Source organism: Actinoallomurus oryzae (assembly GCF_039541955.1).
GTDB lineage: Bacteria > Actinomycetota > Actinomycetes > Streptosporangiales > Streptosporangiaceae > Actinoallomurus > Actinoallomurus oryzae.
On sequence record NZ_BAABHF010000009.1, the window covers coordinates 205,283 to 225,704 of the forward strand.

The 20,422-nt window shown below is 64.9% G+C and carries 22 protein-coding genes; 16 read left to right on the forward strand and 6 right to left on the reverse strand.

From position 1 onward, the window contains the following. Positions 1-4: 4 nt before the first annotated feature. Positions 5-2,089, reverse strand: a complete 2,085-nt coding sequence (locus ABEA10_RS02685; protein WP_345456850.1) for a hypothetical protein — start codon at positions 2,087-2,089, stop codon at positions 5-7. 880 nt (positions 2,090-2,969) lie between these two features. Between ABEA10_RS02685 and ABEA10_RS02690 the strand changes: the two genes are divergently transcribed. After that, the gene (locus tag ABEA10_RS02690) at positions 2,970-3,410 is read left to right on the forward strand and encodes a hypothetical protein (RefSeq protein ID WP_345456853.1); all 441 of its coding nucleotides are present in this window, start codon (positions 2,970-2,972) and stop codon (positions 3,408-3,410) included. Between the two features lie 697 nt (positions 3,411-4,107). Here ABEA10_RS02690 and ABEA10_RS02695 read toward each other — a convergent pair. Then, entirely contained in the window at positions 4,108-5,313 is a 1,206-nt protein-coding gene (locus ABEA10_RS02695) for an IS110 family RNA-guided transposase (protein ID WP_345456856.1), read from the reverse strand. 400 nt (positions 5,314-5,713) lie between these two features. On the opposite strand from ABEA10_RS02695, the gene ABEA10_RS02700 reads away from it, so the two are divergent. Both ABEA10_RS02700 and ABEA10_RS02705 read left to right on the forward strand, forming a co-directional pair. Beyond that, complete coding sequence (locus ABEA10_RS02700) at positions 5,714-6,136, forward strand: DUF6896 domain-containing protein (RefSeq protein WP_345456859.1); 423 nt, start codon at positions 5,714-5,716, stop codon at positions 6,134-6,136. A 1,054-nt stretch (positions 6,137-7,190) separates the two neighbouring features. Beyond that, complete coding sequence (locus ABEA10_RS02705; protein WP_345456862.1) at positions 7,191-7,928, forward strand: DUF4253 domain-containing protein; 738 nt, start codon at positions 7,191-7,193, stop codon at positions 7,926-7,928. A 211-nt stretch (positions 7,929-8,139) separates the two neighbouring features. Here the strand turns inward: ABEA10_RS02705 and ABEA10_RS02710 are convergent, their stop codons facing one another. After that, entirely contained in the window at positions 8,140-8,370 is a 231-nt protein-coding gene (locus ABEA10_RS02710) for a hypothetical protein (protein ID WP_345456865.1), read from the reverse strand. Between the two features lie 187 nt (positions 8,371-8,557). Here ABEA10_RS02710 and ABEA10_RS02715 point away from each other — a divergent pair, with 187 nt between their 5' ends. Then, positions 8,558-8,863, forward strand: a complete 306-nt coding sequence (locus ABEA10_RS02715; RefSeq protein WP_345458051.1) for a DUF5959 family protein — start codon at positions 8,558-8,560, stop codon at positions 8,861-8,863. Between the two features lie 370 nt (positions 8,864-9,233). Further along, positions 9,234-9,581, forward strand: a complete 348-nt coding sequence (locus ABEA10_RS02720) for a hypothetical protein (protein ID WP_345456867.1) — start codon at positions 9,234-9,236, stop codon at positions 9,579-9,581. 473 nt (positions 9,582-10,054) lie between these two features. Here ABEA10_RS02720 and ABEA10_RS02725 read toward each other — a convergent pair whose 3' ends face one another. Further along, on the reverse strand, positions 10,055-10,408 hold the full coding sequence (locus ABEA10_RS02725; RefSeq protein WP_345456870.1) for a hypothetical protein: 354 nt from the start codon (positions 10,406-10,408) through the stop codon (positions 10,055-10,057). 453 nt (positions 10,409-10,861) lie between these two features. Between ABEA10_RS02725 and ABEA10_RS02730 the strand changes: the two genes are divergently transcribed. Next, positions 10,862-11,140, forward strand: coding sequence for a hypothetical protein (locus ABEA10_RS02730; protein ID WP_345456873.1), 279 nt, complete (start codon positions 10,862-10,864; stop codon positions 11,138-11,140). Between the two features lie 28 nt (positions 11,141-11,168). On the opposite strand, the gene ABEA10_RS02735 is transcribed toward ABEA10_RS02730, so the two are convergent. Then, the gene (locus ABEA10_RS02735; protein WP_345456876.1) at positions 11,169-11,297 is read right to left on the reverse strand and encodes a hypothetical protein; all 129 of its coding nucleotides are present in this window, start codon (positions 11,295-11,297) and stop codon (positions 11,169-11,171) included. Between the two features lie 222 nt (positions 11,298-11,519). Between ABEA10_RS02735 and ABEA10_RS02740 the strand changes: the two genes are divergently transcribed. Then, a complete protein-coding gene (locus ABEA10_RS02740) occupies positions 11,520-14,324 on the forward strand; it encodes a DUF4365 domain-containing protein (RefSeq protein WP_345456879.1) in 2,805 nt (934 codons plus the stop codon). 122 nt (positions 14,325-14,446) lie between these two features. On the opposite strand, the gene ABEA10_RS02745 is transcribed toward ABEA10_RS02740, so the two are convergent. Beyond that, positions 14,447-15,145, reverse strand: a complete 699-nt coding sequence (locus ABEA10_RS02745) for an HAD family hydrolase (RefSeq protein WP_345456883.1) — start codon at positions 15,143-15,145, stop codon at positions 14,447-14,449. Between the two features lie 110 nt (positions 15,146-15,255). Here ABEA10_RS02745 and ABEA10_RS02750 point away from each other — a divergent pair, with 110 nt between their 5' ends. The 9 genes from ABEA10_RS02750 to ABEA10_RS02790 all read left to right on the forward strand — a co-directional run bounded on the left by ABEA10_RS02750 (position 15,256) and on the right by ABEA10_RS02790 (position 20,071). Then, a complete protein-coding gene (locus ABEA10_RS02750) occupies positions 15,256-16,464 on the forward strand; it encodes a helix-turn-helix domain-containing protein (protein ID WP_345456886.1) in 1,209 nt (402 codons plus the stop codon). Positions 16,465-16,861: 397 nt separating this feature from the next. Continuing rightward, positions 16,862-17,137 (forward strand): hypothetical protein, encoded by a 276-nt coding sequence (locus ABEA10_RS02755; RefSeq protein WP_345456889.1) that lies wholly within the window; start codon positions 16,862-16,864, stop codon positions 17,135-17,137. Between the two features lie 155 nt (positions 17,138-17,292). Next, the gene (locus tag ABEA10_RS02760) at positions 17,293-17,445 is read left to right on the forward strand and encodes a hypothetical protein (RefSeq protein WP_345456892.1); all 153 of its coding nucleotides are present in this window, start codon (positions 17,293-17,295) and stop codon (positions 17,443-17,445) included. A 54-nt stretch (positions 17,446-17,499) separates the two neighbouring features. Beyond that, on the forward strand, positions 17,500-17,847 hold the full coding sequence (locus ABEA10_RS02765; protein ID WP_345456895.1) for a MerR family DNA-binding transcriptional regulator: 348 nt from the start codon (positions 17,500-17,502) through the stop codon (positions 17,845-17,847). A gap of 88 nt (positions 17,848-17,935) precedes the next feature. Next, positions 17,936-18,670: a GntR family transcriptional regulator gene (locus tag ABEA10_RS02770; protein ID WP_345458054.1), complete on the forward strand. Its 735-nt coding sequence runs from the start codon at positions 17,936-17,938 to the stop codon at positions 18,668-18,670. Between the two features lie 129 nt (positions 18,671-18,799). Beyond that, the gene (locus ABEA10_RS02775; protein ID WP_345456898.1) at positions 18,800-19,231 is read left to right on the forward strand and encodes a plasmid replication, integration and excision activator; all 432 of its coding nucleotides are present in this window, start codon (positions 18,800-18,802) and stop codon (positions 19,229-19,231) included. Further along, positions 19,228-19,485 (forward strand): hypothetical protein, encoded by a 258-nt coding sequence (locus tag ABEA10_RS02780; RefSeq protein WP_345456901.1) that lies wholly within the window; start codon positions 19,228-19,230, stop codon positions 19,483-19,485. The genes ABEA10_RS02775 and ABEA10_RS02780 overlap by 4 nt, the downstream gene beginning before the upstream one ends. Then, positions 19,482-19,778 carry a hypothetical protein gene (locus tag ABEA10_RS02785; protein WP_345456904.1) on the forward strand — a complete coding sequence of 99 codons (297 nt, stop codon included), beginning with the start codon at positions 19,482-19,484 and terminating at the stop codon, positions 19,776-19,778. Before ABEA10_RS02780 ends, ABEA10_RS02785 begins: the two co-directional genes overlap by 4 nt. After that, positions 19,775-20,071, forward strand: a complete 297-nt coding sequence (locus ABEA10_RS02790) for a hypothetical protein (RefSeq protein ID WP_345456907.1) — start codon at positions 19,775-19,777, stop codon at positions 20,069-20,071. The genes ABEA10_RS02785 and ABEA10_RS02790 overlap by 4 nt, the downstream gene beginning before the upstream one ends. Positions 20,072-20,422 lie beyond the last annotated feature (351 nt).

The following is a 20,422-nucleotide window of genomic DNA, read 5'->3' on the forward strand; positions in this document are numbered from 1 at the left end:
GCGTTCAGTTCGGGGTGACCGTCAGGTCGTCGAACTGTGCCCGGTAGTAGCCGCCGATCTGTAGCCCGACCTGGCCGTGGTCGTAGGTGTCGTCCACGACCGGAGTGGAGACCGCGTGGCCGTCGACCATCGGGGTGATCCGATCACCGTCGAAGGCGATCGCGATCCGGTGCCACCTCCGGCCGCCGAGGTCGACGGTGCCCGAGGCGAGCGGGGTGTCGACGTGGTTGCCGGACTTGTTGCCGGTGGTCTCCCGGAACAGCGACCAGGTCCCGTCCTGGTCCAGCCGCAGGTGGTAGCCGGCCAGCCCGGTGCCGAGCAGGTCGAAACCGGTCGCCCGCCCGGTCAGCTCGGCGTCCGCGCCAGGCCGGTCCAGCAGGGCATCCACCCCGACGGTGTAGTCGCCGCCCCAGCGCGGATCCCCGACCACGGTGAGCGGATAGAGCGTCTCGGGCCTCCAGCGCACCGGCTTACTCGTGATCGTCTGCTCGAGGCATTTGCCTGCGCGCCTGGCGCCGGGGTCGCCGCCGTCGAGGCACTTGGCGGTCTCCCACGTGCCCTCCTGGTCGGAGAGGTACGCCGGCGTGCCGCCCTCCGCATACCCGTTGAAGTTCTCGGTGTAGGGCAGCTTCATCCCGGTGTCCACCGGGGACTGCGCGTCATCATGGTTGCCATCGGCCTCGCTGGTGAAGGTGTAGAGGTGTCCCGGCTGGAGGGTCAGCGTCACGCTGTCACCGGAGACCGCCGGGCTCGCCTGCTGCTGGAACCACGCGCTCGGGTCCGTGGACGTGAGGTCGGTGTCCCAGGCGTGCACCGCGCGTCCCTGCAGCCCGGTCAGCTCCATCGTCTGCGGTGCTGTGGACAGCGTGGTCTCCGCAATGGTCGTGAACTGCTTCCCGTCGGGCGACTTGAGCGTCACGTAGCTGCCGCCCTGCAGCGGGGACTCCCCGCTCGCGGCCCGGTCGTACTCCCAGCCCGGCCGGGTGAACTGGGTCGTGTGCGCGGTCGCCCACAGCTGCTTGTCCACGGCGTAGTGCCCGCTCCACGGGCTCTCGCAGTCGAGCAGCCCATCGCCGGCGTACGCGGTGACGTCGGAGTACCAGCACGCCGCGAGCGACCAGTTGATCGCCCCGGTCAGCCCGCCCTCGACGTACTGCCGGTTGTAGGCGCGGGCCAGCCCGGCAGCTCCCGTGGCGTAGTTGTCCGAACCCATCTCGCTGGCCCACAGCGGCAGCCCGAGGGAGCGCGCCGGGCCGGAGGAGTCGGCGTTCTGGCCGCTGGCGCAGGTGGTCCCCTTCGGGTTGCCCCGGCACGGGTAGTGCCCACCGAGCGCGCTGACGGAGGCGCGCAGCTGCGGGTCGTTCGTCACGTCGGTCGCCGAGGTCCAGCTGCCGTTGCCGTCCTCGTCACCGATCAGAATGCCGGTGGAGCCGAACCCCGCGGCGTCCATCCGCCGACGCAGTTCCTCGTAGTACGCCGCCCGCACGGGCTCGGCCGCCGAGCGTTCGTTGGTGCCACCGACGAGGTCGATGTTCAGATGGTGCCGGCGCGCGCAGCGCAGCCAGCTGAGCTGGTAGTCGACGTCCTTAGAGGTGTAGCCGGTTGTGCCGACCCAGGACGGGGCGCCCCACTGGAGTCCCCAGAGCTTGATGTCAGGGTTACGCTTCTTCGCCTGCTCCATCAGCGACCACTCGTAGCCGCGGTTGCAGTCGACCTGCCCCTCGACCCGTTCGTGGCTGGGCTCGCTGCCAGAGGTCGAATCGGTGTCACCGCCCATTTCGACCTTGAGCACGTCGAGGGAGGCTCCGTACTGGGGGGTGAACAGGTAGTCGAGGACCTGGTTGCGCTGTTTCGCAGGGTAGTCCTGGAGCAGCCGCGAGGTCGCTCCGGCCGATAGTGCGCCGAGGCCCTGGAAGACATCTTGCGGCGTCTTGGAGGCTCCAGCGACGTCGACGATCGCGGTGGTGGCCGGGGCGGTGTCGGCCGTCGCCGGCACGGTGGCCACGGCCACGGCCGAGGTGCTGAGGGCCAGAACGGCGGCCAGGACAGCGGCCCATCGTCGGTAGAGCAGGTGAGGGGGTCGGGTCAAGACGGTTCCTCCTGTGTTTGTCGGATTCCCTCGCAGCCGGTCAGTTGCGGCGGCGACCGGCAGGTGAGTCAGCTGCTCATGAAGCAGGTGCAACGGGCAGGCTCGGAAGTGGGCGAGGAAGACCTCTGATCAGCCGCTCTCTTGCGTCCGCGGGCGTGTGGAAGTCATGCCGGCCGGCGACGGGCCCTGTGCTCCCCGGCTGTGCGGCTCAGCGCCGGAGACAACCCGGCAGCGCGGTAGCCTCGCCGTGCCGTGCGGCAGTGGTGCGCCTTCGACGCTTGACGCACACGGGCCTACCGCGCACGCCGAGCGGGGACATAGGCGGTCAGCGGCAGTCCAAGCGAATGACCTGCCCGCCGGATGGGGCAGGGCCGAATCGCGGTGTGTCACCGGCTCGTATCTCCCGCCGGGAGAGCACGACCGGTGTGGCGCCGGACCGTACCGAGCCCGTTTCAGGGTCCGTTCTCATGACACCAACTCCCTGGTCATGCCTGGCTCCCGGAGGCACACGGCGCAATGATCGTCATTAAGGCACAAATGAACACAAACCGTCAATACAGGAATAAGTCACACATAATTCGCACATTTTCCAACATCGCCAGTGGGTACCTCCGCCAAGGACCTCGAAATCCTCACGCTGCGTCACCGAGACTCTTAATCGGCACCCCGCCCTCATGCTCTGGCCTGGGGTTTCGTCGTTCGAAGCGGCTACGGGAATCGATCCCGCACTACCAGCTCGGGAAGCATACGGATCTCGGCCGTCATGGGCGCTGACCACGTCGGTGGTCTGGTCGCGAACGACCGTCGCCGACCCCTGATTACCGGGACTCATGGCACGCTTATGGCACGGACGCTTGATCACCCATGGGAATATGTCGCAATGTCACGCTCGCCGCTCACCCCCCTCGAACAGGCCGACATTCTTGCGGAGGTCACCAAGCTCCTCGTGGAGGCAATGCCGGAAGACTGGCAGGAATTGGTCCTGCTGCTCGACATGCTCGGTCGGCACAACCAGTGCTCGACCAGGCTGACCAGAGCGGACGGCAGCCGAGAGAGCTGGAAGGTCCCCACGGAGGCGCTGAAGCGTCTGGCCTCTCTTCGTAGCGGGATGTACGTTGACGGCGAGGGCACCTGGTTCTCCTGCCGGTACGCGGTCGTCCTTCCCGGGACCTACACGATCTCCTACGAACGGCAGGGAGAACCTCCCTTCCGGCGCCCGCCGACTACCGAGGACTTCGAGCGCGAGCAGCGGCGCTTTCCACGCGCCGACGCGTACATGCCCGACTGGTACCGGGCCGGCCTCCAACAAACCGGCGTCTGACACCGGAGCAGGTCGCCCCTCGGCAGACACTGAGCGAGTGACGAGAATCGATCCCGCACAACCAGCTTGGGAAGCATAGGGATCTCGGCCGTCATGGCCGCTGACCTGGGCGTCAGTGTGCTCGTGAGTGTTGACCCTTTATCACCGGGGCTAATGGCACGGACGGTCCGTCGCGCACAGCGGTGAGTCATTCACTCGCGTCGCTTGACAGGAGCGCCCAGATACAGCTCTCAGGCTGGAGCGATGGGTGATTGGCTACGAGGAGAATCCGTTGTCCTCTGATCTCGCTCGCCTCGTTGACGGCCGACATCATTTCCGCATCCCCGATCGGGTGTATCTGCCCGTCTCGCCGGCGGAGCTCAAGCCGCTCGCCGGGGTTCCAGTCTCCCGAGCGCCAATGCCCCATCAACGCGGCCTTCCCGTAAGGCATCGGAGTGACTCGCATGACCCGAAAATGGAATGACCCGCCCTGGCCACGGCGGGCAGCGGGATAGCGCTCCCCGCACTCACACCGTCGCTCCCACCACTTCGATGGCTCGCCCATCCACCTAGCCTCTCGCCGATTGCACTGACGCGCACCTGCGCGCAGCCCTCGCCTGCCTGGTCATCCCGTCTGCCTTCGTCCACCCGTAGGGGAAGCGGGCCAGGCCACCGTGGTGAAGGTGGAGCACTCCACGACTGAATCTCAATGACCGTGTCAAGCGGCGAGGGCATTGGGTGGTGTGAGCTCGAATGGCCTGTTGTCGCGGAGTAGGGCCCATAGGACGTCGACGAGGCGGCGGGCCAGGGCGATGAGGGCCTGGTTGTGGCCTTTTCGTTCGGTGCGTTTGCGCTGGTAGTAGGTGCGAGATGGGCCGTCGATGCGGAGGTTGGCCATGGCTGCCATGTAGAACACGCGTCGTAGGCCCCGGTGGTAGCGCTTGGGTCTGTGCATGATCCCGGTGCGCCGTCCGGAGTCGGCGGGGACGGGTACCAGGCCCGCGTAGGCGGCCAACCGGCCTGAGTTGGCGAACGCGGCCAGGTCACCCGCGGTCGCGGCGAGGAATTCAGCTCCGAGGATCGGTCCCATGCCGGGGAGGCTCTCGATGATGTCGGCTTGGGTGTGGGTGCGGAATCTGCTGGTGATGAGCTTGTCCAGGTCCTTGATCTCCCGGTCCAGGTCCAGCAGTTTGCGTGCTTGGGTGGTGATGAGCATCGCCGTGGTGGCCTGGCCAGGCAGCTGGAGAGTCTGGCCGGCCGCGGCGTCCAGTGCCTTGCTCACCATGGCGGGAATGGAAGGCCGGTGTGCTTTGTGATCACGCAGGTAGGCGCTCAGCCCATCGCGGCCGGCCTCCCGGATGTCGTGCGGCGTGCAAAAGCGAGCGACCAGGATCAACGGGCTGCGTTTGGAGTAGTCAAAGGCTCGCTCCAGGCCAGGGAAGACCGACGTGAGCAGGTCACGCAGCCGGTTGATGCCCCGCACCCAATCAGCCATCAGGTCCGCACGGTGGGCAACCAGCCGTGACAGTTCCACGATCAGCTCGTCCGGGTTCTTGACCACGGCCAGGTCCCGCCGCAGCCGCGCGGTCTCGGCGATGACCCGCGCGTCCTTGGCATCGGTCTTGCCCTCACCGGCAAAAGCCCCGCTCATCCGGTTGACCACCCGGCCCGGCACATAGACCACCTGCTGCCCGCCGCTGATCAGTACGGCCAGCAGCAACGATGCCGCCGGGGAGGTCAAGTCCACCGCCCAACGAACAACAGCGCCGGACTTCGCCGCCCGGCCCACCAGCTGCTCGGCGGCCTCCTGGGTGTTATGCACCTTCACCGACCACAGGGTCCGGCCCTGCGAATCGACCGCGGCGGCATGATGCGTGAACTTGCCAGCATCGATGCCAACCCACACGCCACCGTCCACGGCCACCGGCTCACCTGCCTTCGTCGACTCTGAGCCCGTGGACGGCCCGCCAACGGTTCCCTAACCAGCGACGATCACGCAGATCTCAATGAGTGGCCGAGGCGTCCGGGAGACGACGGGGCGGCCATTCAGTCAAAGCAACAGGCAGCAAACGACCTTCAGCCACACCCCGCCGTCCCGGGCATCCGAGGCACCCCCGGACAAGAACCGACCTTAGGGAACGACCTTCGCCACCGTGGCCTGGTCTGCTCGGCTTGCCCAGGGGCGAAGGCGGGCGGGATGACCAGGCTTCCACCTCAACCACCCACCCAGCTCGACCCCGGCGGCGCGGCCATCCCGGAGCCTGAGGCCCCCGCCAGAGGCGAAATGCCTTGGCCTGGACGTCGGTGGCGGACAGCATGTGCGGATGGACGCTCGCGAGGTGGTGTTGAGGTTCGTCCGCGATATGGAGCGCTTGACCGGCGCGGTGAGCGCTGCGACGGCCCACGACATCGATGGTGGTGGCATCGGTGCGCTGGTCAGGGCGGTGAACCGGCGACTCGTTCCCCGTGGTGCTGAGCTTCCCGGGGGCCTGCGCTACGACGTGCACGGGATCGGCTGCCGCATCACGGACCGGAACGGAACCTTGGTGGACGTCGACCTTGGCCCCGAACCGCGGATGCTGATTTTCGACGCCTGGCGAGTCCGGCGATTCGCCGAGTCCATCGGCGAGGAGCCTGTCACCGAGCTGGAGCTCTCTGCTGCGTTGGAGGCGCTGGCCGGCGAGGGCCTCGTGATGGTTACGCCAACGACGTATGGCGTTTGGTACGCGGCGACACCGCCGCCGTGACTGTAGTCGGGTCGACGTACACGTCGAGGGACCGCCTGATCGGCGCGGCCGGAGGGACCGGCGCCCACGCCGCACGCCCGCAGGGGCGTGCCGGAGCGGGCGGGCTGCAGCGGCGCTTGCGCCGCCACCTTGACCGCCTACGGCGACGTAGGGGCACAGGCACAGACCCGCGCCCTGGCCCTCACACCCGGACAGGTCGCATCACCGCTGGCACACCGCCCGTACGACCTGCGCCACGCGGGGTCTCGCTGTGGCTGAACTCCGCCGTGCCGGCAACCGAGGTCGCCGAACGTGCCGGGCACAGCGTGCAAGGTCCTGCTCCAGATCTACACCAAGTGCATCGAGAGCCAACAAGACGGCGCGAACAGGCGGATCGATGACGCACTCGGCGAGTGATCACCCATACCCTGTCAGGGCCCCGGTTCACGCCGGGACCTTCCGTTTTTCGCAGGCCGACCTGCAAAGACGCGCCCGGACGTATTCCGCGTATATTCCGGGACCAGTGACAAACGCCTGCATCCGGCGGCCTCTGGCCGCCTGTTGACGATCAAGAAACAGAACGGCCCCGGACCGCGTAGTCGCAGGTCGGGGGCCGGTTCGTTGAGGGTGGCGGGTCCAGGATTCGAACCGGGGTAGGCTAAGCCGACGAATTTACAGAGGGTCGGCGATCCTCCAGCTGGTCCATGCGCAGCAGCTTCATCCCGCGTATATCCCGCGCGCCCGCACTGCCGCTTGCGGCCGGTAGGGGCGGACCGGGCCAGCCGAACCTTCTAATCCGTAGGCACCCAAGTGTTCTCCGGAGCCGTTCGGATCAGTTCGCACGCTCGGCCGTCGTCGTCTCGGTCGTCCGAATGCGTACGGCGGAGATCAAGTTCGTTCGCCTGGGTGGCTCCCACCGTGGCTCCCGGAGCCATGCTCGGAATGACAGTGCGCGCCGTGAGCCGAAGGAACGTAAAGATCTTGCCGTCGTGGGCCGACTTGCTTGGCGTCGTGATCATGAATGAACGCTGGTCTGCAGTAGGTTTGGCCGGCGATTCGGAGGCCAGGAGGCTGGATGAATGAGTGGGAATTGCCCGAAGGACTTCCCCCGGGCAGGTTGGCCGGCAGCCTCTGGGTCTCACGGGAATGCCTGCCGGACGTCTACACCCGATGGAGATCCTTCCTCGGCGACCCGGCACTGGAGCCGCTGCTGCTTCGGGGGTTTCAGCCCCCGGCCACCGTCCGGCAGAACATCAACGTCCCACCGGAGTGGCTCAAGCGGAACCTCGGACGGCCCTGGCACTCCGGTGAGCTGGAGGAGCCGACCGACCCCTCCCTGATCGACCAAGTGGACCCCGCCACTCTCCTAAAGCGGTGGTGGCGGCAAAAGTTCGGACGCCAAGGCTGGCGTGGCCTCGCCCCGGCCGAACCCGCCGGTCCAGATCCCGCTCAGTTCGCCGCCCAAATCGAGTCCACCAGCCTATTGAAGGGCGACGATGCCTTCCTCGGGTTGGTCCCCGCCCCCAACAGCGCGGCAGCACTGGCGCTCAGCGGCTGGATCTCGCGGCGGGGCCAGATCCACGAAGACGCGGCCCTGCTGCGATCTTGGCAGCAGCGTTTCGGCGTACGGCTGTGCGCGCTGCGAATCGACACCCTGACGCTCTCCGTAGCGTGGCCGCCCAGATCCTTGGAAACCGCCCGCCTACTGGCGGCCGAACACCTCGCCTACAACGACAATGTCGCCCGCGACCACCTTGACGACTACGCAGCAGAACTTATCGACGCTCCCACCTGGGACTTCTGGTGGGACTAGGTGACACAATCGGGAGCCGGCGTGCTCGCGAGTGACCGCTGTTGACCCTTGATCACCGGGTCTAATGGCCCGTTAATGCGCCTAGTGCTTGGATCTGGCGGTCGAGCAGATCGAAAGCGTCCCGTAGAGGCGGTGCTTGGCCGGTGCCGCACCGGCTGATCAAGATGAGTAGCCAGGAGTGTCCCTCGACCAGATCGTCGTACCACTCCCTCTAGTGTTCCTTGCTCAGCACGCCTCTGCCCAGCTCCGGGTCAAGTTCGGATCGCCGGTTCGCAGCACGTAAGAGGTAGCGAAGCGTCGTCTCGTACGCGGTGCCCATCTGATCTCGACGCCATCGCATCTCTTCGTTGTTGAGCTGCCGCCGGTCAGAAAGAGCAGCGCCGACCAGTGCCGTCACGGCACCCAACAGGGCACCGGCAAGACCGATAAGCGCCGTAGCCATCGAACTCCTTACGCCAGGACGGTGCGCTATGTAGCCAGCATGGTCACAACACCTGAAAACCCGGCAAGATCGGCCCGCGGGGCGCTTTGCCCACTGCCAAGGCATCGCACGATGCGCACGCAGCCCTGGTCATCCCGTCTGCCTTCGGTCCACCCCTGAGGCTTGGTCTGCTCGAGGGCTTGCGGGACTGGATGCCGAGGTAGTCATAGCAAGTTCGTTCTGTAATGGCCGGCTCGAACTCTGCCTGCCGTCAAAAGATCTTGATGACTGGTCGAAGGCATTGGACAGCCTTGCCGCCGGGCACAGCATCTGCTGGATGACTGATCTGCGCAATCCTGAGATCAACATCGAGTTCAATACCCAATTCTCGGTCCCCTTGATCACCGTGGAAGATGTCTGCGGCTCCCATACAGCGATGGCCGTACCGGTAAATCTGCCAGACGGCTGGGTCGACGAGCAGCGCGGATATCTGGAGCGCGTCCGACAGCTGTAAGCGCTAACACAGCGGGGCGGATCCGGCTGGTCACAACACCTAAGAGTTCGGCAAGGCCGCCCACACGTGTCTCCCCAGGCTAGGGCCCTTTGATCAGGTGGTGGCGGGTCCTGAGACGGAACATGGGTAGGCTAAGCCGACAGATTTACAGTGCGCCATGGATCCTGGCATCACTTCCCCGCTGACCTGGGCGGACTCCCGGTCGGCGCCCTCGACGCCGTCGCCGCATTCCGCGTATTTTCCGGATCTTGAAACAGACGCCTGGACCCGGTCAGCTGCCAGTTCTGGCCGTTCGGTTCCCACCCGGGGCACGCAAGATCGTCCAGTGGCTCTCGGAAACACGCGGTCTGAGCGTCCTAGGCTCCTGATCATGCACGCCACACTCACCGAGCACGCTCGGTGCCTCTACGGCGATGAGTACCGGCCCACGCCCAAGTGCGACCTTGAGCACCGCGAGGACTACTTCGTCCAGGAGCTAACCTTCGCCGACGCGGACTCCATTCTGGCCATGCTCCGTGAACTGTCTCCGCATCTGGTCGACGGTCACCTTCCGGTCTGGATCCGCAACCTGGCCTACCGGCTCGTCCTCCTGCAGCGGCCTGACGAGCCGGCCCTGATGCGTGAGGCGGCGGACAGTCTTTATCTGCACGGTCCCGACTGGGACGACATCGCCGCGGGCCTCCGGCGTCGGGCTGATGCTTTTGAAGGAGCTACGTAGACTCCTGACTTCCTGCTTGCAAATCATGCTGATCACAGCCGATACAGGCCCTCACCTGCACGGGCTGTGCCCGCGAGTGACCGCTGCTGACCCTTGATCACCCTGCCTAATGGCCCGCTAATGGCCCGAGAGCCGAGGCCGCAGCCGGCCAGCAAGACCTTCTAATCCGTAGATACCCAAACGCCTTCCGGAGCCGTTCGGATCAGTTCGCACGCTCGGCCAACGTCGTTTAAGCCGTCCGGATCCGTACGTCTGTGACCAAGATCGTTCGTCCGGGTGGCTCCCACCGTGGCTCCCGGGAGCCATCATCACTTACCGCTCCGGGTCGCTTGTCCGCGTGTGCGACAGACTGCTGTCCGCGCGCAGTCGTGATCATCCGGCGGCGTCTGCCCGTGTTGCTGTCACGGTTGCTGTCATTGGCTGATGCACCTGCTCCGCATCCCGCGGGGTCCTGGTCAGCGGCGGTGGCAGATTTAGTCGCTTGGAGTGTCTTCGTCCTCGTAGGTGAACGGTTCGACGGACCAGGACTGCCCCGGAGCGTCGCGGTAGGCGGCATAGCCGGGCGGCAACGTAGCGGTCTCTTGGACGGTCGGATCGTCCTCGGCGACGTGGGCGATGCAGTACACGCCGCAAGCTCCGGGGAGATTCGGATCGTTGATGCCGTCCCCCACCATCCAGCCTCCGTCCTTATCGTGCACGACCGTCAACGCTGGCATGGTGCCTTCGGCGACGGTCCGCTGTATCACCGCACCGAGGTTGTGCGGGAACCGGCCGTCAGCGAATGGGAACGGGACGGTGCGGAAGACTTCGTGCTGTTCGTGGACCACGGCCGAAGTATGGCAGTTTTCGGACCTGCGTCCGCGACACCACCGCTCGCCGGGACGAGACCGTCGGGACCACGGCATCCCTCCCACCCGGCCACGCGGCCTGGCGATCATCCCTGTCGGACCCGTGGGTCGTCGAAGAGTGGCGCTACCCGGATGAGGAGTGACCAGCGCCGCGCCTGCGCTTCGCGCACAGTCCCCGCCGGCCTGGTCATCCCGTCCGCCTTCGTCCCACCCACCGGGGAGCGGGCCAAGCCCCAGGGGTGCAAGGTGGAGCTCCCCGCGGAAGAACGACCTTGCGCCCCTGGGGCCTGGTCTGCTCGGCTTGTCCTGGGACGGAGGCGGGCGGGATGACCAGGCTTCCACCTCAACCACCCACCCAGCTCAGGCCCCGTCGGCGCGGTCATCCCGGAGCCTGAGGCCCCCGCCGGAGGCGTACCGGGGCACAATGCCCCGATGAGCGATTCTCCAGAAGTGGTGAGGCAGCTTCTCAAGGCGGTTGTCGCCTACACCCGGTTCTTCGATACCTGCGATGACGGCGTGCTGGATGACGACACTGCGATCAAGCAGACGGAGTACGCCAGCTATCTGCTCAATCAGCTAAGTGACGCGGATAGGCAACGCCTGATCGATGAACTAGCGTCGCTGGCGGCGCTTGAGACCGATCCCTCTGATCGGGAGTACCTGGGGACGTTTGCGTACGCCGTCGGTCTCGCCGACGAAGAGGGCAGCTAACGCCGCGCTGACAACCTCTGCGGAAGTCCTAGTACGGCGGGGCCGCCCGATCGGCGCGGCCGGAGGGACCGGCGCCCACGCCGCACGCCCGTAGGGCGTGCCGGAGCGGGCGGCCCGCGGCGGCGCGCAGCGCCGCCGCCTTGATCCAATAGAGCATAATTCGGCAGCGTCTCATCTCTCCGCGGCGAGATCACGAGCATCCAGATCCGTGGCCGACGGTCGCGAACGCCGAAGCACACCGTGGTCAAGCTACGGCCCGTCCGCCCTCACACTGCGCGTGCGGAGCGCCGAAGACAGCCGACCTGAAGACGTACTGATTGTGAGTTGATTGTTGCCCCCGTAGATAGTCATCTCCTATCAACACTGCTTAACTGTCGATATGCGGGGAGCAAGACGGCAACAGACTGGCAACGCTGGCGAGAGCTATGTCAAGGGGGCGTTCGAGGAACTCGGTTGGGGCGTCGCCACCAACCCTGATAGCGATCTCGGAACCGACCTATTCGCGATGGCCCGAGATGAGAGGCTCTTTGACTTGGGGCTGGTCGTAGGCGTTCAGGTAAAGGCCGGAGAAAGCTGGTTCAGTGAGCCCGAGCACGATTCGAATGATGGGCTGATTGGTTGGTGGTTTCGCGACCACAACCGAGAACACATTGACGCTTGGCTGCGCCACGGCCTGCCACACTTGATCGTCCTACATGACTTGTCTACGCGGCTAACCTATTGGCAGCATGTCACTAACGACGTCGTGGTGTCTACTGGCAAAGGCGCCAAGATACTAATTCCCGCCGCCAATACGCTTGATGAGGCACATCGGAATAGCTTACTGGAGGTGGCGGCTGCCCTTCGACCCAAAACAGACTGGGAAGGCAGTGCATGGACTGGCGCAGCTTCAGTCTTGCCTCGCGATCTTTTGCGTCATGCATTGATAGCTCCGAGACTCGTTGCCCCTCACCCTAACGCCGGTCGGGTGAGACCCTTGACTCCCGAACAGGCTGTAGCACTGTTGGCGCAAGCTAGAATTCTGGAGCTCGAACGCTTTGCCAAGGCGTTTGCAGAAGTGCCCCCCCTATCAGAGGCGGCCGAGTCCTCGACATGGGAGTGGAGGTTTGTAGCGGCGTTTGCTCACCGGGTCACCAGCGGCGAGATAGTTGGAATGCTTCCCATGATTGAGGAAGCGCCTACTACTCAGGGCCGCGTCGCAGCGACCGTAGTTTATGCGGCTGGACTTCTACAAGAAGCAAAGGCAGACGATGCACTACGCTGCCTTATGGAGGCGGCATCGCGGGACGAAGCCACGCCAGTAGATGACGCTTGGCTTAAGGTCCACCTCGCCCGCGCCCTTACCGAGGTAGGGCGCGTGGACGAGGCTCGACGCATTGCGTTCGATGTCCAGCAGATTCGCGCGACTCATTCAGAAGACGTTACCGCAACGGCTATCGCAGGCGTTGCAGCGGCACTGCTGTTCGAAACGGCAGCCTGGAGGGATGAGAATCTTGCCGAGCTAATTACCGGCATTGATAATGCGGTGGCCTGGTGGCGCACACAGACAGTGTCGCGCGGCCTCACTGCACTAGTCGACCGCACTCTCAAGACCTGGGCACGAGACACATCTGTCTCGTTCGGCCGCGGTGAGACCTCACACAACCAGCTAGTCGCTGCTTCACTTGCCGCGAATCATCTTGGCGACCACGGCGCGTGGCGGAACCTCTCTACGCTTCTTGGGCAAGTCGACCTTATGACTCTCGGCCGGGATTCCGAACCTGACTCGGTAGCGAGCCGATTGGACGCCCTCAGGCTTGCCGGCGCGGAGAATGAACTGAAACTTTCCGTGAAACGCGTAACAGATGACGGTCCAGCAGTCGTCGTTACTCGGATAGCTAAAGAGGTGGATCTTGCCACGTCTACACAAACGACAGCGCGGACGAATCTGACGCTACTTCAATACGGTGGCGATGTCCTGGACGAGCAAACTGCAAATAGATCGCTCAGCTGGCTACTTTCCACTCTTGCCGCCTCCGAGGAATTCATCACGAGAACCAGCCCGTCCTATGTGGTGGATCTAAGACTGCTCGACACGATCGCCAAGGTCGCACCGTCCGCTTCGATCGCGGCAAGGCGAGCGATCGTCGATCGCATCTCCTCGCTTGATCCCCAAGAAGATCAAGCGAGGGCGACATCCTGGGCCCGCATTGTTGAGGCGCTACCTGATCAAGAATTCGACCAAGACGCTGCTAGACACATTGCGCGACTCGCTCCAACGCATCATTGGGCACTACGTTACCCGCTCCTCCGCCTGGCGGCTAAGTCCGATCTAACGGTTCGGGATCAGCTCATCAGTGAGGCCCGCAACGGATCGGCAAGTGCTCTGGCAGCGCTCGATGACGTGCGAGAGCTGCCAGAAACAGCCGCAGCCGAAACCATTGGAGTATACGCGGAACGCGTTAGACAAGAAATACTTGATGCACACCGCGGGCAATTTGGCCATGGCGGCGAGGATCATGGTCGTACACTTGCCCTCCTGAACGTGTGGCATCCAGCGGTCGCGGATTGGGAAACGCTTTTCCAGCTGCTGGAGGATGCTGCCGTTATAGGCGAACTCAAACGTCATGCGTTCCAGCTCCTAGCTAGTTGCGTAGATAACATCAGCACAGGCATCAGACGCCGCCTCGGAACGATCGCAATAACCGTGTCTGAAAAATGGTCCCCAACGTCGAAGTACAAAGGGATCGCCGTAGACGCAGCAGAGCCAGCCGTGGAACTGGCTTTGAAACTTGGGGTCTTGAACGACGATAGCGTTACCGAAAACATCCTTCGATCTCTGGCTGGAGACATTGGTCGGCGTAGATGGGCCGTGCGGATCGCCGGATTGCGCGGAAATCCCGAAGACATCGGACTGCTACTCTCTTTTTGTTTCGACCCGGATGTAACCGTCCGATCCACGGCCGCCGCGCATCTCGCCCACGCAGTTGCAACAGGTAAAGGTGGGGCTGCGGCTGCGGCGGGCCTCCGCTCCTGCCTTCAGGATCCCGGAACACTTGTTCCGGCCAGTATTGCGGCGACAATCGAACAGGTACCGCAGCCTGGTCCAGACGTGATCGATATTCTGTCTACCCTACGCGGCCATCTCTCTTACCGTGTCCGTTCCGTTGTTGAACGGAAACTGGCATCTACAATGGACCGATAAGCGCAACCGGAGAGTCTTGCGTACGACCAGAATGCCGATCGACAGCCAATGACGCGCATAACATTAGCGGTCTTGATAGTCACGAAGCGCTTTTATCTGTCAAGCGGCGACACCCGTGGATGTTAGAAATCGACCACCACTCTCCTGATTGCAGCAGTATCGGCAAGATCGTCTACAACGGTGGCCGCTCCGGCGGACTTGAGTTCTTTTACGGTCGTGCTGCCGGAGGCAACGGCGATTACTTGTGCGCCGCCTTTCAGGGCGGCTTCGACGTCGCTCGGGCTGTCGCCAATGATGACGGTTGTCTTTTCGGTGAATGTGATCCCCGTCTGCTCACGCGCTCGCTGCCTGGCGATGCCTATGAGGTTGGCGCGTACTGCGTCGTCATCGCCGTACGCGCCAGTGTCGCCGTTCAACCACGTGGCCAAGTCGAAGATGCTTAGTTTTGCCTCCGCAGAGGCGCGCGGATTGCCGGTCAAGATCGTCTGGTGGATATCGGGGATCGCTGCGAGGCTTTCGAGTGCTTCGCGGGCTCCTGGCAGGACTCGACCGCGACGTCGCATCTCCTCTGCTCGGCTTCGGTATCCCTCGGCCTGGGCCTGGATGAATTTGGGGAAGTAGTCGCCGGGGTCCTCGATGCGATACATCGCCAGTGTTTCGCGGAAGATGATCGGTTCCGTTCGGCCGGTGACGTCGGCCAGCTTCTCGATCTTGCGACCGGTCACCTGCTCGAACGCGTCGCGGAAGACTTCGCTGCCGACTCCGCCGGTTTCGATCAGCGTGTGGTCGATGTCCCACAAGATGAGCTTGTTCGTCGTCACTGGGACGCCCCTCCACCTCGTCCGGCACTCTGAGTCAGGCTGTCATACGGTTCGCTGACTGCTTACGCTGAGGCTGACCGCCCTGATTCCCGTTCTCCTAGGGAGCATGCGTGAGCGCATCGGATGAGATTCGGATCGGTGAGAGGCTGCGCTTCTACCGGCAGGGTCGTGGCAAGACTCAGGCTGCCGTCGCTGGTCTTGCTGGTGTGACTGAGGACTACCTGTCCCAGATCGAGCGTGGGTTGAAGACTCCGACGATCACGCTGCTGCACCAGTTCGCGCGCATCCTCCGCGTGCGGGTCTCGGACTTGCTGGGGGAACCGGAGTTCGAGCAGGACGGGACGGTGCATCCGGTCGCGTCCGAGGTGCATCGCGCGATGATGTCGTACGGCGCTTCGGGCGCGCCTGTCGATCTCGAGGAGCTGCGGGGACGGGTTGATGCGGCTTGGGACATTTGGCAGTGCTCGCCGAACCGCTACACAGAGGGAGCGGCGGTCCTGCCGGACCTGATCACCGACATACAGCAGGCGACCCGAGCCTTTCGCGCTCCTGGAGAGGCTGCGGAGCGCCGGGAGGCTGCGCGGCTCGGGACGGATATGTACTTCCTTCTGCGCACGTTCGCTAAGCGCATCGGTCGTACGGACCTGTCGTTGCTCGCTGCCGATCGTGGCATCGCTGCTGCCCATGAAGCAGATGACCCGCTACGGCTGGCCGCGGCTCACTGGAACCTCGGTCACATCCTCCTGGCGCAAGATGAGGCGGAGGCGGCCGAGGACACTGCCATCCGCGCGGCCGAGGACCTCAAGCCGCGGCTTGATGAGGGTGGCGACTGGGTCGCGATGTACGGGGCCTTGTGGCTCGTCGCGGTCGTCGCATCGGTGCGGCAGGGCGATGGATGGACTGCACGGGACCGGCTTCGTGAACATGCGTTGCCGGCTGCGAATGCTGCCGGTGAGGGCAACGTGATGTGGACCGTCTTCGGGCCGACCAACGTGCACCTTCACGCGATGAGCGTCGAGATGGAGTCGGGCGAGACGGGCGAGGGGCTGAGTATCGCGGACCGGATCGACGTGACCCGTTCCCCGTCGCTCGAACGTCAGACGACGTTCTACCTGGAGTTGGCTCGCCTGAATGACCAGCGTCGGGACGACGCCGCGGTGTTGCTTCACCTCATGAGCGCAGAAGGCAGTGGGCCGGAAGACATGCGGTACAACCTTCTCGCTCGTGATCTCGTCCGTGGCCTGCTGAAGCGCGCTCGTCCGTCTCTAGCTCCGCAGGTACGCGCCTTGGCTAAGCGCATCGGCGTTGTCGCTGCTTAGTAACCCGAGCCTGTAGGTCACCCGAACTGAGAGTTCGGGTTGTCGGCCCGATCTGCTTCTAACGTCCTCTGACACGTTCAGTCTCGGGCAGAGGAGTCGGGCCTTTATGGATCAGCGAGAGATCCCTTGCGGCGATGCGTGTGTCTCCTGCAATGGGCGTCGCTGGAAGTACGTAACACCTCGTCGCGGTCTGGTCCTCGCGCGGCCTGGTGAGCCGGTGGCCCAGACGCGTACCCGCGAAACCTGCTCGTTCTGTGCGGGCTCGGGCCTGAATCGGTCTGCGGCCTGATCAAAGCTGCGGGACCGGCGATGGCCTCCGTTTGACCCCCTGCGGAATCCCCTATCTCCGTCGTCGGTCCCGCTTCCAATTCCGAGGAGCGATTGGAGTTGTGGCGTCGTGTTCGACCGTGACGAGGAGTATCAGGCAGTTGCGTTGTTGTGCCGGGAGCTGGCGAAGCTGGGGCTGAACATCGGGCTGAGCGATGCGCGGCCGGCGGTGGTCATCTGGGTCAAGGGCATGTCCTCGCTGTACGTCACGCTCGATGTCGCGGGTGAGTTCTTCGAGTGGGGGAAGCCGGAAGACCGGCACCCGATCGAAGACCCGGCGGGCGCGGCTGCCCAGCTTGCCGAAGACGTCAAGGCGCGGCTGGGTGCTGCGCGTGATGAGGCGTAATGGCGCTGGGACGTCTGCGCAGCCGGTCCGCGCCAGTGGCCTCGGTCCGGCGTTCGCATCCGGCTCCGGCGGTACCGCTCCACTGTGGTCCGGCTGACCACGCCCGTTCCGCTCAGGCGCGGCGGATTCAGGCGGTCCACCGCGGGTGGCTGGTGATGTGGTCGACCTGGCATCGGACGTTCACGGCCTTCAGTTACTTCGCGCCGGTTCCCCTCGTGCTGGACGAACCAACCCCCGACGCGCTGATCACCCGCATGCGCCAAGCCGAACTGCACTACAGCACTCGCACCCACGGTCGGCGCTTCTAACAACCCGCCGCCCTTACTTCCGCACCTCTGACGTCCTGCTGGATTGGCTCCCCTATGTCATCTCCCGGTTCTGACTTCGATGATCTGCTCACGCCGCGGGAGGCGGCGGTGTTGCTGGGCGTACGGACCTCCACGCTTGCTCATTGGGCGCGGGATGGGCTGATCAAGCCTGCCGTTCACACCCCCGGTGGTCATCGCCGTTACCGCCGTGGTGAGGTCCTGGCCCTGCGGACCGCCAACACCACCGAGCGGCGGCAGTTCGAGCAGGACGCGGCCCGGCTGTACGACCAGGGCTGGTCGATCCGTCGGGTCGCGGAAGAGTTCGGTGTCAGCTACGGCCAGATGCGCCGAATCTTGCTGAAGCAGACAGCGCTGAGGGACCGCAGCCGCCGCGAGCGATGAGGCCGAGTGCTGATGTGGGGGGTTGTCGTGACAGGACTGCAGTGCTCGTGCGACGCTGGTTGACCTGTCGAGTTGTTGGGTGGTCGTCATGGTCGATGATGGTGCGGGGTTCGAGCCGCCGAAGTACGCGCAGATCGTTGCGGCCATCCGCCGGCGTATCGCCGATGGCACCTACCCGCCCGGTTCACTGCTGCCCTCGGAATCGAAGCTGGTCAAGGAGTTCGGGGTCTCCCGCCCTACGGTGGTGCGGGCGCTGGAGGCGCTGAAGCTGCGTGGGGAGATCGATCGCGAACACGGCCGCGGTTCCTTCGTCAAAGCCACCCCGGCCCAGCCCGAGGATGCCCCACGGCCGGTGCGGTCGGTGCTGGATCGCGCCGAGGCTGACGAGATCGGCTGGACCACCACGGTCGAGCGCTGTGCAGCTCCTGCGGCTATCGCGGGTCTGTTGGGCCTGGCCGAGGCGGCGCCTCTGGTGCTGCGGCGACGGCTGACGATCGCTGACGATGCGCCGTATGAGCTGGTGTCCTTGTGGCTGCCCGTCGAGCTGGCCGAGGCGGCGGGGCTGGACCAGGACGCGCCGTTGACCGCGAGTGTCCGTCAGCTCGTGCAGTCCGCGACCGGCCGCCGGTTCGGGCACGTCTCCGAACGCCTCACTGCCCGCCGGCCCACGGCCGAAGAGGCGAAGCAACTGGGCATTACCGAGTCTGCGCCGGTTCTCGGGGTGATCTCGACCGTGTTCGACACGGCCAACCGTGCGGTGTTGGTGGCTGAGCTGGTCCTTCCCGGTGACCTTCACGAGCTGACGGACAGCTACGTCCTCTGATGTGACCTAGGTCACAGCACTTCCATCACAACTCGACTTGTCAAGTCGTCGATGACGGGCATACTTTCGATGTAGCTCGACAAGTCAAGTTGTTGAGTAGTCAGATCAACTCGATGGAGGTGGTGTCACATGGCGCTTTCGGGCGGCACGCGGTTCAAGGTCTCGATGGGTGAGGTGTTCCCGGCCGGCTGTGCGCTGGTGCCGGGGTCGATCACCGAGGCTCAGGATTACGACGAGCGGACGGGGCGGCGGTCTCCGGCCAAGGACAAGGTCACCGGTCAGCGGGTGTGGTCCTGCCGGGTCATCGATCTTGACCCGGAGCTGGAGGGCCGCTCTCGTGAGGTCGCGGTCAAGATCCTCGCCGACGTTCAGCCGGTTCCCCCGTCGGGGGACATGTTCGCGCCGGTGGAGTTCGAAGACCTGATGGTGACCCCGTACGCGAACGACAAGGGCCGGATGGCCTACTCGTTCCGGGCGACGGCGATCGTCGCCCCCAAGGGCGGCAAGGCTCAGGCTGCGCCTGCTGGTCAGGGCGGCTCGTCCGGTAAGGCGGCTGCGTGATGGCCGGCGGTCGGATGTCGGCGCTGTCCCTGCCGATCGAGTCGCGATCGGGTGCGGAGTTCCGGGCTTACACCCGTCGTACTCCGGTGTTCACGCTCAACGCCGGTCGGGTGCTGGTCTCGCTCACGCTGCCGGAGCGGCTGCGGGCCGAGCACGTGGAGTTCGCCCGGTCCCTGGCCGAACAGGCGGCGGCCTACGCCGTGGAGGTCGAGCGGCTCTACCGCAACGGCGGTTCGGTGGGGAGGGCGGCGTGAGGGTACCGACGCAGGTCACGGTCTACATGCAGTCCGGTAGGCAGCGCGATGTGTCGGTGTCGGTTCACCCGGACGACGACGCGCATGTCTACTGCTCGGCCTACGCCGATCACCCTCCGATTCTGACGGTCAGTCACGCCGACGTCTCGGTCACCGTGAGTCCGCCCGAACGGTCGGTGATCGGTGAGGCGGATCTGAGCTTCGCCCGGGACCTGGCCGAGGCGGCGAACACCTACCTCGCCGAGATCACCCGGCTGTACCACGACAGCGGTGTTGGGGGGAGGGCGGCATGACCAGCGTGGAATCGTCGGTATCGGTCACCTTCTCTGGTGGCGACCCATACGTCGAGGTCGCGATGTGGCCCGATGAGGAAACCGCGTTCGAGGTCGCCGAGGTGAGCGGAGGACCGGCGCTCATCATGCGGGTCGGCCGCGTCAAGATCCGTCTCCACCCCGATATTCCCTGCGCGGTCGACTGGTGTGACATTGCGGCGGCCAGTCGTTTGATGGCGGCGGTCAGCGCCTACATCAGGGAACTCGACCGCCTCTACGCCGAGCAGGCCGATCAAACCGACCAAGACGTGTAACGGCAAGCGGGGCGGCCGGAAGCTCTCACCTTCCCGGCCGCCCCTTATCGGCCTACCCCCATGCATGCACTACCTGAGGAGACCTCACCCATGTCTACCCGAAAGACGCGGCGCCGCTGCACGGTCTGCCGCGCAACCCTCCCCGACACCTCGACCCGCGACAAATGCCCTGGCGCCTGCCAGGCCCAAACCGTGCTGTTCCCCAAGCGGCTGGCTCTGCGGCTGGCCCGTCCCCGTGGGGGTGGTCGCTGATGGGGTGGGAGTTTCGTCGCTCGGCTCCGTCGGACAACGTGATGGTTCCGGCGACTTCGGATCCGTTTGAGTCGCCTAAGTGGGCTCCGCCGGTCTGGC